Source organism: Spirillospora sp. NPDC046719 (assembly GCF_040645715.1).
In the GTDB taxonomy this organism is placed as follows: domain Bacteria; phylum Actinomycetota; class Actinomycetes; order Streptosporangiales; family Streptosporangiaceae; genus Spirillospora.
In genome coordinates this window covers 1-14,876 of record NZ_JBEYYT010000227.1, presented here as the reverse complement: position 1 = coordinate 14,876, position 14,876 = coordinate 1, and the positions used below count along the sequence as shown (strand labels likewise).

Genomic DNA, 14,876 nt, shown 5'->3' with positions numbered 1-14,876 from the left:
GCCCCCGGCGCGCTCGCGCCGGGGGCCTTCGGCGTCCCGGAATGGCGCTTAGCATTCTCTTATATTTCTCTTCGCTGCATTTCAGTTCGGTCTATGAATTGTCATCGGATCGGGCCGGTAAGTTCATTTCTGCAAGGCCGCGGAAGCGGCGAGGGAAAAATGAAGGGAAGCCCGCATGAGCTTCAAGAAGATCGCTCCGAAGCCCCGCAAGCGCCCGGCCAAGCCGGTCCCGCCGAAGAAGCACCGCCGCAAGCCCGTCCGGCGGCCGCACGCCAAGTAACCGGCGGCGGTCGAGCCGGGCGGGAGCCGGCGGGGGAGAGAGCGGACTCGCCCCGCCGGCTCCCGTCCCTTTTCATGCGCGGGAACGCGCGGGAGTGATAGGAGGGGACGTGGCCCGCACATCTCTGCCGGAGGCCGCGCCCGTCGTGTCGGTGCGCACGACTTTCCGGCATTTCTGGCCGCTGATGCGCGGCGACCGGCGGCTGCTGCTGCTCGGCGGCGCGCTCGCCGTCGCCGCGGCGGCCTGCGAGGTCGCGGCGATCCGGCTGTTCGGCGTCATCACCGACCGGGCGCTGGCCGCCCGCGACCTGGCCGCCTTCTGGACGCCGGCCGCCGAGTGGCTCGGCATCGCGCTGGCGGCCGCGCTGATGACGTTCGCCGGCGACTACGCGACGACGCTCGCGGGCGAGCGGTTCCTGCTGCGGCTGCGCGACCGGGTGTTCGCGCACGTCCAGACGCTGTCGCCGGAGTTCTTCGACCGGGGGCGGCTCGGGGACCTGATGGCCCGGCTGACCGACGACATCGAGGCGATCGAGGAACTGGTCGCGTCCGGGCTGGTCCGGCTGGTGACGGCGGTGGTCGGCGCGGTGTTCTTCGCGGCCGCCGCGTTCGCCGTCCGGTGGGACCTGGCGCTGGTCGCGTGCGCGCTCGTCCCGGTCTTCCTGCTGGTGACACGGGGGTTCTCCGGACGGTTCCGGGTGGCGGCCGGGCGGGAGCGGCTCAGCAACGGCGCGATGGCCGGCACCGTCGAGGAGAGCCTGTCGAACCAGCCGCTCGTCCAGGCGTACAACCGGCAGGAGGCGCAGGCGCGGCGGCTGCACGACGAGGGACGCGCCTGGCTGGCGGCGAAGATGGCCGAGACCCGGCTGTCCAGCCTGTACGGGCCGCTGGTCGAGGTCGTGGAGACGGTCTGCGTGCTGGTCGTGCTCGGCGTCGGCGCATGGGAACTGCAGGAGCACCGGATCACGCTCGGCGGGCTGCTGTCCTTCGCCGCCTACCTCGGCTACCTGTACCCGAACGTGCAGAGCCTCGGCGAGCTGGCGCTCACCGCGTCGGAGGCGGCGGCGGGCGCCGACCGCGTCCAGGAGGTGCTGCGGACCCGTCCCGCGGTCGCCGAGCCTCCGGCGGCGCGCACCCTGATCGCGCGGCGCGGGCGCGTCGCCTTCGACCACGTCACGTTCCGCTATCCGGGTGCCGACCGGCCCGTCATCGAGGACCTCACCTTCCAGGCCGGCCCCGGCGAGCTGGTGCTGCTGGCCGGGCCGAGCGGCGCCGGGAAGTCGACGGTCACCAAACTGCTGCTGCGCTTCTACGAGCCCGACTCCGGCGGGATCCGGCTGGACGGCGTCCCGCTGCCGGAGCTGTCGCTGGCCGCGCTCCGCGACACCGTCACCGTGCTTCAGCAGGAGACGCTGATGTTCTCCGGCACCGTCCGCGACAACATCGCCTACGGACGGCCCGGCGCGACGGAGGCGGAGATCGTCGCCGCGGCGGTCGCCGCCGACGCCCACGACTTCGTCACCGCGCTGCCGGACGGCTACGACACCGAGATCGGGCAGCGGGGGCGGCTGCTGTCGGGCGGACAGCGGCAGCGGATCGGGATCGCCCGCGCGATGGTGCGGGACGCGCCGGTGCTGGTGCTCGACGAGCCCACCACCGGCCTGGACGCCCGGACGGCCCGCAACGTCCTCGGCCCGCTGCGCCGGCTGATGGCCGGCCGGACCACCATCCTCATCACCCACGACCTGCGCCTGGCGCCGAAGGCGGACCGGATCGTGCCGATCGGCCCGGCGGGTTCGCGGACGCTTGCGGCGTCCCAGGAAGGCGCAGGCGCATGAGCGCGCCGCCCTCGGGCCGGTTGGACGCCGACACACTGCCGCCGTGCTGCTCGGCGGTGTGCCGGACGATCGCCAGCCCGAGCCCGGAGCCCGGCAGCGCGCGGGCCTCGGGCGCGCGGTAGAAGCGCTCGAAGACGTAGGGGAGCGTCGCCTCGGGGATCCCCGGCCCGTCGTCGGCGACCAGCAGCTCTCCGTCCCGCAGGGCGATCCGGACGGTGCCGTCCGGCGGGCTGAACTTCACCGCGTTGTCCAGCAGGTTCGTCACCGCGCGGACGAGCGCCGGCTCCGAGCCGCGCACCAGCCACGGCTCCAGCCGCGTCTCGAACGTCGCCGCCGGCGCCCGCAGCCGGACCCGCTCGACCGCGAGCGGGACGACCCGGTCCAGCCGGACCTCGGTGCGCACCGCGGCCTGCTCGTCGTCGCGGGCCAGCTCGACCAGGTCCCCGACGAGGTTCGTCAGCTCCCGCAGCTGCGCCCTCACGTCGCCGAGGAGCGCGTCCATGCTGCCGTGCGGCAGCGTCCGCTCGGGATGGGCGCGCGACTGGATCAGCAGGTCGATGTTGGTGCGCAGGCTGGTCAGCGGCGTGCGCAGCTCGTGCCCGGCGTCGGCGACGAGCCGCCGCTGCCGCTCCCGGGACCGGTTCAGCGCGGCGAGCATCGCGTTGAAGCTCCCCGCCAGCCGGCTGATCTCGTCGTCGCCCGACACCCGGATCGGCTCGGTGTTCAGGTCCTGGGTGCGGGCGATCGCGGCGACCGCGCGGGTGAGCCGCCGCACCGGCTGCAGCCCGGCGCCCGCGACCGCGATGCCCGCGCCGGCCGCCAGCACCGCCGCGCCCGCGCCGACCATGATCGTCATGTACTGGAAGCCGGTGACGGTCTCGTCGACCATCGTCAGCGAGCGGCCGAGCACGAGCACGATCACGGTCCCGTCCTGCGCCCGGACGGTGATGACCCGCATGTGCACGCCGCCCGACTCGCCGTCCGCCAGCACGAACGGCGGCCCGCCCGCCGTGGAGACCCTCCGCACCGCGGCCAGGTCGACCGGCGGCGGCGTCCGGGTGCCCGGCGGCGAGACCGCCCGCCCGTCCCGGACCGTCGCGACGCTCATATCCAGCGCCGCCAGCAGGTCGCCGTCGTGCCGGTCGCCGGGCCGGCCGTTGACGTTGTCGGCGAGCGTCCGCGCCTGCCCGATGAGGTTCTGGTCGATCTCCTTGCGCAGCCGCCCGGTGAACATCGTGAACGACACCACCGACGTCGCCACGATCGCGGCGATGACCGTCCCGGCGGCCAGCAGCGCCACCCGCGCCCGCAGCGACGGCCCCTGCCACCGCGACCGCCACCGGACCCTCATACCGGCCCCTCCCGCAGCGCGTAGCCGACGCCCCGCACCGTGTGGATCAGCCGCGGCCCGCCGTGTTCCTCGGTCTTGCGGCGCAGGTAGCCGATGTAGACGTGCAGCGAGTTCGACGAGCGGCCGAAGTCGAACCCCCACACCTCCTCGTGGATCCGGGCCCGCTCCAGCACCCGCCGCGGCCGCCGCATCAGCAGCTCCAGCAGGTCGAACTCGGTGCGGGTCAGGTGCAGCGGCCGCCCGCCGCGCCGCACCTCCCGCGTGTCGACGTTCATCACGAGGTCCGCGAACCGCAGCACCTCGTCGCCGCCGGGCTCCGCCCCGAACCCGCGGGAGCGGCGCAGCAGCGCGCGCAGCCGCGCCGTCAGCTCCTCCAGCTCGAACGGCTTGGCGATGTAGTCGTCGGCGCCCGCGTCGAGCCCGGCGACGCGGTCGTCCAGCTCGTCCCGCGCGGTCAGCAGCAGCACCGGCAGGTCGTCGCCGCGTCCGCGCAGCATCCGGCACGTGCCGATCCCGTCCAGGTTCGGCATCATCCAGTCCAGCACGACCGCGTCCGGGGCGGCCCGGTCGATCGCCTCCAGCGTCTCCAGCCCGTCCGCCGCGAGCTCCACCTCGTAGCCGTTGAAGCGCAGCACGCGCTCCAGCGCCGACCGCACCGCCGGGTCGTCGTCGGCCACCAGTATCCGCGGCGCCCCCGCGCCCGCCTCCGTCATCCGCGCTCCCTCGGTCGGTCCGGGCACCACTGTGGGCCACCGATGATGAGCGGAGGGTGAGAGGACGCTTAGACGCCGCTCAGGAGACTCTTAACCGCGGCGACGGCGGACTCGCGCGGCCCGCCGCTCACCGGGGCCCCGCGCCGGACAGCGGGGCGTGCCCGGTGACCGGGGCCTCGATCAGCAGCGGTGCGTCCAGGTCCCGCACCGACGCGACCGCCTCGGCCAGCTCCGCCGCCGAACCGGCGCGCACCGCGGCGATGCCGAACAGCCGCCCCGCGGCCTGCCAGTCCAGCGCCGGAGGGGCGAGGTCCATGCCGATGTAGCGGCCCTGCTCGGCGGACGCGCCGCCGCCCTCGTCGAGGGTCTCCTTGAGCGTGCGGTACTCGCCGTTGTTCATCACGACGAACGCGACCGGAACCCGGTAGCGGGCGGCGCTCCACAGCCCCTGCACGCCGAACATCGCGCAGCCGTCGCCGAGGACCGCGACCACCGGGCGGTCGCCGCACGCCATCCGGGTGCCGACCGCGGCGCCGATGCCCCAGCCGAGCCCGCCGCCGACCGTGTGCACGTACGAGCCGGGCCGGTCCTGCCGCAGCACCGCGCGCAGCCTCAGCCCGGTCGTGATCGCCTCCTCGACCACGACCGCGCCGTCCGGCAGCCCGGCCGCGACCGCGTGCGCGGCGGCGCCCGGATCCATCGGCGCCGGACCGTAGGCGGCAAGCGCCCGCTCCTCCGTCTCCGCGCGGGCACGGGCGTGCGCCGCGCCGAGCCGCTCGGTCCGCTCCTTCGCGTCCGGCACCCGCCCGTCCAGCGCGGCGGCGAGCGCGGCCAGCGTCCCCGGAAGGTCGCCGGTCAGGCCGTGCCGGACCGCGAAGTTGCGGCCGATCTCCGCCGGGTCCTCGTCGATCTGCACGATCGCCAGCCCGTCCGGGACCGCCGGCCCCGGCGTGTAGTGGTGCGGCATGAACGCGTGGCACCCGGCGATCAGCGCCGCGTCGTGCGCGGCGAGCGTCTCCCGGATCACCGCGTTGCGCGGCGGCAGCATCCCCGCGTACAGCGGGTGGCCGGTGGGGAAGTCGACGCCGTCGTTCATCGGCTGGTGGTGCACGGCCGCGCCGATCCGTTCGGCGACCGCGACCAGCTCCGCGACGGCGCCCGCGCGCCCCACCCCGTCGCCGGCGATCACGACCGGACGCTCCGCCGCCGCGAGCAGCGCCGCCGCGTCCGCGACGTCCGCCGGTCCCGGGCCGGTCACCGGCGAGCGCGCCGGGACCGCGACGTCGCCGTCCTCCTCCAGCAGGTCCATCGGGACCGACAGCAGAACCGGTCCCGCCGGTGGACGCGCCGCCAGCGCGAACGCCCGCCGCAGCAGCACCGGCAGGTCCCGGGCGTGCTGCACCTCGACCGCGCTCTTGGTCGCCGCCGACGCCAGCCCCACCAGGTCGCCCGACAGCATCGGGTCCTGGACGAGGTGCCGCCGGTCCTGCTGCCCCGCGACGACCACCATCGGCGTCCGCGACCGCAGCGCGTTCAGCATCCCGATCAGCCCGTTCGCGACGCCCGCCGCGACGTGCAGGCTGACCATCGAGGTACGGCGCGCCGCCCGCGCGTACCCGTCGGCCATCGCCACCACCGACGCCTCCTGCAGCCCCAGCACGTACCGCAGGTCCGGCGCCGCCGCGAGCGCGTCCATCAGCGGCAGCTCGGTCGTGCCGGGATTGCCGAAGATTCGCGTGACGCCCTCGTCGCGGGCGATTTCCAGCAGCGCCTCGATCGGCCTCATGTCCTGCCTCCCCGGCGGTCGGTGCTTCGCGGAGCCGCCGTCGACGTTGATGCTCTGCCCGGTGAGGAACCCGCTGCCCTCGTCGACCACGTATAGCAGCGTCGAGAGCAGGTCGCGCGGCTCCTCGGTCGCCGGACCACCCGCAGCTCCCGGACGCGGCCGAAGCCGCCGTCCGCGCGGCGGTCGTGGTGCGTGCCAGCGTCGTCTTCTCGAACGGGATCGGCGGGTAGGTCCCGGCGTTGGTGACGACGATGCGCAGGGCGGCGGCCTCCACTGCGGCCCCGGCCTCGTCCGGACCGGTCACGTCCGCGCGGCGTGCGTCAGGACAGGTGCGCGATGACGGGCGCGAAGGCGTCCATCGCCTCGTCGGACACCTGGTAGTAGGTGAAGCCGTAGCGGTCGCGGCGGGCGAGCATCTGCTCGGCGATGTGCTCGGGCGGCCCGACGAACTGCGACGGCATCTCCAGCACCAGGTCGGTGGACGCGGTGCCCCAGCCGCGGGTGACCGCGACCTTCGCGGCGGCGCGGCGCGGATCGGGGCCGAAGGTGGGCGTGACCATCATGCTCAGCTCGACGTCGCGCCCGGCGGCGGCCTCCCGGACCCAGCCGACCTTGCGCTCGATGGTCTCCGGGAGCCGTTCGCCGATCTCCTCGGAGATCGTCCCGTCCGGGAGGGCGCGGGGCAGGATCCCGACGGTGTCGGCGAGCCGTCCCGCGATGCCGAGCATCCGCCGGCTGCCCGCGCCGACCACGAGCGGCGGGCGGCGCTCCGGGCGCGGGAACACCGTCAGGCCGTCGATCCGGTAGTGCTCGCCGGTGAAGCTCGTCTTCTCGCCGGACAGCAGGCCCCGCAGGATCCGCAGCGACTCCTCCATGCGGCCGACCCGCACTCCCGCGGCGTCGAAGGGCATCCCGGCGGCCTCGTACTCCTCGCGGAGCCAGCCCGCGCCGAGGCCCAGCTCGAAGCGGCCGCCCGACAGGTGGTCGAGCGTGGCCGCCTCCTTCGCGAGCATCACCGGGTGCCGGTAGTCGTTGCAGAGCACCATCGTGCCGACCCGCAGCGTGCTCGTCGCGGCGGCGGCCGACGCCAGCGCGACCATCGGGGCGAGCTGGTCGCCGAACGGCTCGGCCACGAAGTGGTCGCGCAGGATCAGCGTGGAGTACCCGAGGTCCTCCGCGCGCCGCGCCGTCGCGTGCAGGTCCGCGCCGGAGCGGACCGACTCGCCGACCACGCCGAAGCGGAACGGGCGGCGGGTCGGGCCGGTGCTCGTCCGGTCCTTGCGGGCTTCGTCCATGAGCCGAGGATGCCGTGCACGTGGACCGTTCCGCTGGCGGGAAAACGACACAGGGCTCGACTTGGTCAACAAATGGCCCCGGGGACTGGTGCCGGCGGTTCGAAGATCGCAATATTGCGGGGGCGAGAATCGCCCCGGCCGCTCGTTCCCCCGGCCCATGGAGGTCATCCGTGAGTGATACGTCCCCCGCCTCTCCACCCCCTCCCAGCCCGTCCCTCGCACGGAAGGCGGTGGCGGGCGTCCTGCTGGTCGTCCCCTTCGCCGTCTACCTCGCCGTGCCGACCTACGCCAAGGACGGCCCGCACGTGGCCGGCTTCCCGTTCTTCTACTGGTGGCAGTTGCTGTGGGTGGTGCTCACGGCCGTCTGCATCGCAAGCGCGCACCTGCTCACCCGCAAGCGGGGTGAGGCGAAGTGAAGGACGTCAACGGCGTCGAGCTGACCATCTTCATCGTCTTCTTCGCGGTGGTGACGGTGGTCGGCTTCGCGGCCGCGCGCTGGCGGCGCGGCCAGACCATCATGCACCTGGACGAGTGGGGCCTCGGCGGCCGCAGCTTCGGCACGTTCGTCACCTGGTTCCTGCTCGGCGGCGACCTCTACAGCGCCTACACGTTCATCGCCGTGCCGTCGGCGGTGTTCGCGGGCGGCGCGATGGGCTTCTGGTCGGTGCCCTACGGCGCGATCGCGTACCCGATCGTGTTCCTGATCGGCCCGCGGCTGTGGTCGGTCGCGCAGCGGCACGGCTACGTGACCGCGGCCGACTTCGTCCGCGGCCGGTACGGCTCCCGGTCGCTGGGGCTCGCCATCGCCCTCACCGGGATCCTGGCGATGATGCCGTACATCGCGCTCCAACTCGTCGGCATCCAGGCCGTCCTGACGGTGATGGGCGTGTCCGGGTCCGGCTGGGCGAAGGACCTGCCGCTGTTCATCGCGTTCGCGCTGCTGGCCGCCTACACCTACACCTCGGGGCTGCGGGCGCCGGCGCTGATCTCGTTCGTCAAGGACGCGCTGATCTACCTCGTCATCATCGTCGCGATCGTCTACATCCCGACCAGGCTCGGCGGCTGGGACGGCATCTTCGACAAGTCCGCCGCCGCGCTCGCCAAGCCGAACCCGGCGACGGGCAAGCCCGCCGGCTCGCTGTTCACCAATGACATGACGCACTGGGCGTACGGGACGCTGGCGCTCGGCTCGTCGCTCGCGCTGTTCATCTACCCGCACAGCGTGACCGGCGCGCTCGCCGCCGGGCGCCGCGACGTGATCCGCCGGAACGCGGCGCTGCTGCCCGCGTACTCGCTGCTGCTCGGGCTGCTCGCGCTGCTCGGCTACATGGCGCTCGCCCACCCCGGCGTGGTCGCCGCCGTGAAGCACGCCGGCAACCCGCAGCTGGCGGTCCCGGAGCTGTTCGACCAGGTCTTCCCCGACTGGTTCGCCGGCGTCGCGTTCGCCGCGATCGGCGTCGGCGCGCTGGTGCCCGCCGCGATCATGTCGATCGCCGCGTCCAACCTGTTCACCCGCAACGTCTACACCTCCTTCATCCGGCCGGACGCCTCGCCCGAGGAGGAGACCCGGGTGTCGCAGCTGGTGTCGCTGCTGGTGAAGCTGGGCGCGCTGGTGTTCGTGCTCGGTTTCGACAAGTCGCTGGCGATCAACCTGCAGCTGCTCGGCGGCATCTGGGTCGTGCAGACGTTCCCCGCCATCGGCATCGGCCTGTACACGCGGTGGCTGGACCGCTGGGGCCTGCTCGCCGGCTGGGCCGCGGGCATGGCGTACGGCACCTACACCGCCTACGACCAGGCGTCGCCGACGCAGAGCCACTTCGGTTCGCCGCTCGCCGACATCCCGTTCATCGGCCACACCGGCTACATCGCGCTGACCGCGTTCGTGCTGAACATGGTCGTCGCGGTCGCGGTCACGGCCCTCGTCCGGGCGTTCAAGGTGCCGGCGGGGCCGGACGAGACGAGCCCCGACGACTACACCGCCGACGCGGGCGACAGGCTGGCCGCGCCGGAGGACCCGGCGGGCGAGCTCACCGGCCAGTCCGCCTGAGGACCGGCCCGCTCCAGGCGCGGCCCGCCCGAGGACCGGCGGTGCCGGAGGGCCGCGCAGACCGGCGGGACGGGGCGAGCGGCTCGGTCGCCGTCCGTGCGGCGTAAGGGCGTCACCGACTGCCCCGGTCCCGCCGGTCCCTTCCAGACTGCGCCCCGCCCGCCGCGATCCGCAAGGCGGGCGGGGCTCAGCCCGCGGCGTCGACGCGCTGCGACAGCACCTGCCCCGGCCAGTCGCCCACCTTGAACTCGGCGACCGTCGCGAACCCCTGGCGCCGGTAGTACTCGACGAGCCGCCCGTCCCCGCCGCCGTAGCAGTCGACGCGCAGCAGCCCTGCGCCCCGGGCCCGCGCCAGCCGTCTCGCCTCGCCGATCAGGGCGGCGCCGACGCCGCGGCCGGCGAACGTTCTGTCGGTCACCAGCAGCGTGATGTACAGCTCGGGTTCGTCGGCCGCGCCGACGTAGGACGGCGGGCCCGGCGCGACGGCCATGACCCCGGCGGGGCGGCCGTCCGCCTCCGCCACCAGGATCTCGTCGTCGCGGGCGATGCCGGTGATCCGCTCGACCCGGCGCGGGTCGCGCGACCAGGGCTCGGCGCCCCACTGGCCGGTCCGCCCGTTGCTCGCCAGCCAGGCGACGGCGCCGTCCAGCATCGCCATGATCACGGGTACGTCGTCCGGTCCGCCGCTGCGGATCTCCATCGCGGCACCTCCCATCCGTGATCATCGCATCAGCGCGGCACCGGGCGGTGCTCCTTCTCCTCGGAACGCTCCAGCTCCCCGCCGGCGAACAGCCGCGCCAGCGGCCCGCCGGACGGCCCCGGAACCGCGGTCCTCGCCCGGAGCCGCTCCGCGGCCTCCGCCGGGAGGGGCCGGGTCCGCTCGCTGAACCCGCCGGAGGGGGAGCGGACGATGATCCCGGTCTCGACGCCGTGCTCCAGGAGCAGCAGGTCCCGGCGCTGGAGGCCGAGGCACAGCCGCCGCGTCACCGCGAACGCCAGCGGCGGCCCGGCGAGGAGCGCGACGCGGAAGAACCAGGTGGTCGCGAACAGCGACACGTCGAACCGGTCGGCGATGACGTCGTTGCCGGCCGCCGCCCACAGCACGCCGTAGAAGACGATCCCGGCGGCGCCCAGGCCCGTCCGGGTCGCGGCGTCGCGCGGGCGGTCGAGCACATGGTGGAACGCCGTGTCGCCCGTCGCGCGCCGCTCGATGAACGGGTAGAGCGCGAGCACCGTGAAGAACACGGTGATGACCAGCAGCGGGACGAGGATGCCGAAGGAGAGGGTGTGCCCGGCGACGGTGACGTCCCAGCCCGGCATCAGCCGCAGCGCCCCGTCCCCGAACGCCAGGTACCAGTCGGGCTGGGACCCGGCGCTGATCGCGCTGGGGGAGTAGGGGCCGTACTGCCAGACCGGGTTGATCTGCAGGAAGGCCGCCAGCAGCACGGTCACGCCCGCGGTGAACAGGACGAACGCCGTGGTCTTGGCCATGAAGACCGGGTAGAACGGCTTGCCCTCGACGGTCCGCTCGGTGCTGCGGCCGCGCCGGAAGTCGGTGTGCTTCTGCACCCACGGCAGCACGATCGCGTGCAGCGGCACCAGCGCCGCCATCAGGCCCGGCACCAGCAGTACGTGCACGACGTAGAGCCGCGGGATGAGGTCGGTGCCGGGGAACTGCCCGCCGAGCAGGAAGAACGCGAGGTAGCTGCCGACGAGCGGGATCGCCTGCGCGGCGCCGAGCACCAGCCGCAGCCCGGTGCCGGACAGCAGGTCGTCCGGCAGCGAGTAGCCGGTGAACCCGTTGGCCATCGCCAGCGTGAACAGCACGATGCCGAGCAGCCAGTTCAGCTCGCGCGGCTTGCGGAACGCGCCGGTGAAGAACACCCGGAGCATGTGCGCCAGGATCGCCGAAAGGAAGATCAGCGCGGACCAGTGGTGGACCTGCCGCACGAGCAGGCCGCCGCGCACGTCCATGCTCAGGCGCAGCGTCGAGGCGTACGCCTCGCTCATCTCGACGCCGCGGAGCGGCGCGTAGGAGCCGTGGTAGACGACCTCGGACATGCTCGGCTTGAAGAAGAAGGTCAGGAAGACGCCGGAGGCGAGCAGGACGAGAAAGGAGTAGAGGGCGATCTCGCCGATGAGGAAGGACCAGTGGTCGGGGAACGCCTTGCGGGCGGCGCGGCGGGCGAAACCGGTGGTGCCGAGCCGGTCGTCCAGGGCGTTCAGGGCTTGTTCGGCCGTCGAAGCGCGCCGTTCGGTCAGGGACATGCGCCACTCCCAGGGGGTCGGTCGCCGGTGACCTGTACGACCGAACGTAGTACGACGCGTCGTAGTTCTACAAGGGGTAGTTCTACGACGGGTAGTACTACTGGGGGCGGGCGTCCGGCGAGGGCGCCCGGGGCGCGGGTCAGGAGGCGATGAACGCCTGCGCGCGGCGGAACAGCCCGAGCGTGATGGCGTGCAGCAGGTCGCCGGTCTCCTTCGGCGCCTTCCCGGCGAACGCCCGCGCGTGCGTGCCCTCCAGGACGATCCCGAGCTTGAAGCAGGCGAGCACCGCGTACCACGTGATGGACGACAGGTCGCGGCCGGCGACGGCGTCCGCGCGCTCGGCGTAGGCGGCGACCAGCTCGTCCGTCGTCGGCAGGCCCCCGGCCGTGCCCAGCGGCCCGGCCAGCTGCGCGCTCTCGTCGCCGTGCTGCGGCCAGGTGGCCAGCAGCCAGCCGAGGTCGAGCAGCGGGTCGCCGATCGTGCACATCTCCCAGTCGACGATCGCCGCCACCTCGGGGCCGTCGAAGGAGTACATCAGGTTGGCCAGGTGGTAGTCGCCGTGCAGGACGCCGGGCCGCCATGTCGCGGGGCGGTGCTCCTCCAGCCAGCGCGCCACGTCGTCCAGGCCCGGGATCTCCGGCCCGGGGTAGCCGTCCAGCGTGCTGTAGGAGTCGAGTTCGGAGAGCCAGCGGCTCACCTGCCGCTCCAGGAAGCCCTCCGGCTTGCCGAAGTCCGACAGCCCGACGGCCTCGTGGTCGACCGCGCCCAGCGCGGACAGCGCGCGCGCCGCGTTCAGGCCCATCGCGTGCCGGACCGACGCGTCCCCCGCGTGCAGTTCCGGCAGGGCCACCGAGGCGTTGAAGCCCTCGACCGGCGTCATCAGGTAGAAGACGGCGCCGTTCATGACCGACTCGTCCGGGCAGGCGGCGATCACGCGGGGCGCGGGCACGTCGGTGCCGTCCAGCGCGGCGAGCACGCGCGCCTCGCGGCGCAGCACGTCGTTGGTGCGGGCGCGCAGGTGCGCGGGCCCGCGCCGCAGCACATAGTCCCGGCCGCCGCGGCGGAAGCGGACCAGCGTGTTCTGCGTCCCGCCCGTCAGCGGCTCGACCCCCTCGAACGCGCCGCCCGGCAGGCCCTGCCCGTCCATCCACGCCGCCAGGACGGCGAAGTCCACCAGCGCGGGGTCGATCTGCTCAGGCTGCACGGCGGTTCCTTTCGGGTACGGCGGTCTGCCGGAGAGTAACAGTCATGCACTTGCATTATTCATTGAGATGGCTCGATTATTCACGGGACGGAGCGCACCGACCGCAGGAGGCTCGCCATGGCCTGGGACTTCGAGACCGACCCCGCCTACCAGGAACTTCTCGACTGGGCGGACGCCTTCGTCCGCGACGAGGTCGAACCCCTGGACCTGGTGCTGGGCGACCCGTACGACAAGTCCGACCCCCGCTACAAGACGATGGTGCGGCCCCTGCAGGACCAGGTCCGCGAGAAGGGCCTGTGGGCGTGCCACCTCGGCCCCGAACTCGGCGGCCAGGGCTACGGGCAGGTGAAGCTCGCGCTGCTGAACGAGATCCTCGGACGGTCCCGGTGGGCGCCGTCGGTGTTCGGCTGCCAGGCCCCCGACTCCGGCAACGCCGAGATCATCGCCCATTTCGGCACGCCCGAGCAGAAGGAGCGCTACCTGCGCCCGCTGCTGGACGGCGAGATCTCCTCGTCCTACTCGATGACCGAGCCGCACGGCGGCGCCGACCCGACCCTGTTCACCACCCGCGCCGTCCGCGACGGCGACGGCTGGGTCATCAACGGCGAGAAGTGGTTCTCCTCCAACGCGCGGCACGCCGAGTTCCTGATCGTGATGGCGGTGTCGAACCCCGACGTGTCCGCCTACGAGGGCATGTCGATGTTCATCGTCCCCGCCGACGCGCCCGGGCTGACCACCGTCCGCAACGTCGGCGTCGGCGGCGAGCGCGAGGGCTCGCACGGCTACCTGCGCTACGAGAACGTCCGCGTCCCCGCCGAGAACCTGCTCGGCGACGAGGGCGGCGCGTTCGTCATCGCCCAGACGCGGCTCGGCGGCGGCCGCATCCACCACGCCATGCGAACGATCGCACAGGTCCGCAAGGCGTTCGACATGATGTGCGAGCGCGCCGTCTCCCGGCAGACCCGGTTCGGGCCGCTCGCCAAGATGCAGATGACCCAGGAGAAGATCGCCGACAGCTGGATCGAGATCGAGCAGTTCCGGCTGCTCGTGCTGCGCACCGCCTGGCTCATCGACAAGCACAAGGACTACAAGAAGGTCCGCAAGGACATCGCCGCGGTCAAGGCCGCGATGCCGAAGGTGTACCACGACGTCGTGCAGCGCGCGATGCACCTGCACGGCGCCCTCGGCGTGTCGAACGAGATGCCGTTCGCCGCCATGATGATGGGCGCGCAGGCGATGGCCATCGCCGACGGCCCCACCGAGGTCCACAAGATCACCGTGGCGCGGCAGCTGCTGCGCGACGCCGAGCCCGTCGAGGGCCTGTGGCCGTCCGGCCACCTGCCGACCCGCCGCGAGGCGGCCCGCGCCCGCTTCGCCGACGCCCTGGAACACGCTATAGGTAACGAATGAACGAGACGCGGGAGCGGTTGCTGGACGCGGCCGAGCGGCTCTACGCCGAGCGCGGGATCGACGCCGTCAGCCTGCGCGAGATCGTGCAGGCCGCCGGCGCCCGCAACGCCACGGCCGTGCAGTACCACTTCGGCGACCGGGCGGGGATCGTGCGCGCGATCCTCGCCCGGCACGCCCCGGAGATCGAGGCGCGCCGGCACGCCCTGCTCGACGCCTACGAGGCCGACGGCGTGCCGGGCGGCCGCGCGCTCGCCGCCGCGCTCGTCCGCCCCATGGCGGCCTGCCTCGGCGACGCGTCGGGCCGCGCGTTCCTGCAGATCTGGGCGGACGTGGTGAACCGGCCGCGCCCGCTGCTCCCGTCCGTGCTCCTCGACGACCCGGCGGAGGCGGGCGAGGCCGGAGCCGGGGGAGCGGCGCACCGGCCGAAGCCCGACAGCCTGTGCCGGTGGCGCGACCTCGTGGAACCCGTCCTGGAGGAGGACGCGGCGCGGCTGCACCGCCGGTTCACCGCGATCCTCTACGCCGCGACCGAGCTGGCCCGGCGCGCGCGCTCGGGGCCGCGCACCGACGACCGGCTGTTCACCAGCTACCTGATCGACGTCGTCGCCGCGATCCTCGGCGCGCCGGTCTCGGACGAGACGCGCCGCCTCGCCGACGAGCGCGACGCCGCCCGCCGCTGACCCGC

12 protein-coding genes are annotated in these 14,876 nt (G+C 73.5%); 5 read left to right on the top strand and 7 right to left on the bottom strand.

Going from position 1 to position 14,876, the window contains the following annotated elements; genetic code table 11:
• Positions 1 to 389 precede the first annotated feature (389 nt).
• Entirely contained in the window at positions 390 to 2,117 is a 1,728-nt protein-coding gene (locus ABZ914_RS31235; RefSeq protein WP_500197592.1) for an ABC transporter ATP-binding protein, read from the top strand.
• Here the strand turns inward: ABZ914_RS31235 and ABZ914_RS31230 are convergent.
• The 4 genes from ABZ914_RS31230 to ABZ914_RS31215 form a co-directional block, all read right to left on the bottom strand.
• On the bottom strand, positions 2,014 to 3,468 hold the full coding sequence (locus ABZ914_RS31230; RefSeq protein ID WP_500197591.1) for a sensor histidine kinase: 1,455 nt from the start codon (positions 3,466 to 3,468) through the stop codon (positions 2,014 to 2,016). The genes ABZ914_RS31235 and ABZ914_RS31230 overlap by 104 nt on opposite strands.
• On the bottom strand, positions 3,465 to 4,181 hold the full coding sequence (locus tag ABZ914_RS31225; protein ID WP_387020858.1) for a response regulator transcription factor: 717 nt from the start codon (positions 4,179 to 4,181) through the stop codon (positions 3,465 to 3,467). Before ABZ914_RS31225 ends, ABZ914_RS31230 begins: the two co-directional genes overlap by 4 nt.
• Positions 4,182 to 4,308: 127 nt before the next feature.
• A complete protein-coding gene (locus ABZ914_RS31220) occupies positions 4,309 to 6,057 on the bottom strand; it encodes a thiamine pyrophosphate-binding protein (RefSeq protein ID WP_500197589.1) in 1,749 nt (582 codons plus the stop codon).
• Positions 6,058 to 6,287: 230 nt separating this feature from the next.
• Entirely contained in the window at positions 6,288 to 7,262 is a 975-nt protein-coding gene (locus ABZ914_RS31215) for a TIGR03621 family F420-dependent LLM class oxidoreductase (RefSeq protein ID WP_500197588.1), read from the bottom strand.
• A 170-nt stretch (positions 7,263 to 7,432) separates the two neighbouring features.
• Between ABZ914_RS31215 and ABZ914_RS31210 the strand changes: the two genes are divergently transcribed.
• Entirely contained in the window at positions 7,433 to 7,678 is a 246-nt protein-coding gene (locus tag ABZ914_RS31210; protein WP_500197586.1) for a DUF3311 domain-containing protein, read from the top strand.
• On the top strand, positions 7,675 to 9,309 hold the full coding sequence (mctP, locus tag ABZ914_RS31205; protein ID WP_500197585.1) for a monocarboxylate uptake permease MctP: 1,635 nt from the start codon (positions 7,675 to 7,677) through the stop codon (positions 9,307 to 9,309). Before ABZ914_RS31210 ends, mctP begins: the two co-directional genes overlap by 4 nt.
• Before the next feature lie 187 nt (positions 9,310 to 9,496).
• Here the strand turns inward: mctP and ABZ914_RS31200 are convergent, their stop codons facing one another.
• The 3 genes from ABZ914_RS31200 to ABZ914_RS31190 all read right to left on the bottom strand — a co-directional run bounded on the left by ABZ914_RS31200 (position 9,497) and on the right by ABZ914_RS31190 (position 12,781).
• Positions 9,497 to 10,009: a GNAT family N-acetyltransferase gene (locus ABZ914_RS31200; RefSeq protein WP_500197583.1), complete on the bottom strand. Its 513-nt coding sequence runs from the start codon at positions 10,007 to 10,009 to the stop codon at positions 9,497 to 9,499.
• A gap of 29 nt (positions 10,010 to 10,038) precedes the next feature.
• Positions 10,039 to 11,577, bottom strand: a complete 1,539-nt coding sequence (gene qcrB, locus ABZ914_RS31195) for a cytochrome bc1 complex cytochrome b subunit (RefSeq protein WP_500197582.1) — start codon at positions 11,575 to 11,577, stop codon at positions 10,039 to 10,041.
• A gap of 139 nt (positions 11,578 to 11,716) precedes the next feature.
• Positions 11,717 to 12,781: a phosphotransferase family protein gene (locus ABZ914_RS31190; RefSeq protein WP_500197580.1), complete on the bottom strand. Its 1,065-nt coding sequence runs from the start codon at positions 12,779 to 12,781 to the stop codon at positions 11,717 to 11,719.
• A gap of 117 nt (positions 12,782 to 12,898) precedes the next feature.
• Here ABZ914_RS31190 and ABZ914_RS31185 point away from each other — a divergent pair, with 117 nt between their 5' ends.
• Both ABZ914_RS31185 and ABZ914_RS31180 read left to right on the top strand, forming a co-directional pair.
• Positions 12,899 to 14,191, top strand: a complete 1,293-nt coding sequence (locus ABZ914_RS31185; RefSeq protein ID WP_500197579.1) for an acyl-CoA dehydrogenase family protein — start codon at positions 12,899 to 12,901, stop codon at positions 14,189 to 14,191.
• The gene (locus ABZ914_RS31180) at positions 14,188 to 14,871 is read left to right on the top strand and encodes a TetR family transcriptional regulator (RefSeq protein ID WP_387020883.1); all 684 of its coding nucleotides are present in this window, start codon (positions 14,188 to 14,190) and stop codon (positions 14,869 to 14,871) included. The genes ABZ914_RS31185 and ABZ914_RS31180 overlap by 4 nt, the downstream gene beginning before the upstream one ends.
• Positions 14,872 to 14,876 lie beyond the last annotated feature (5 nt).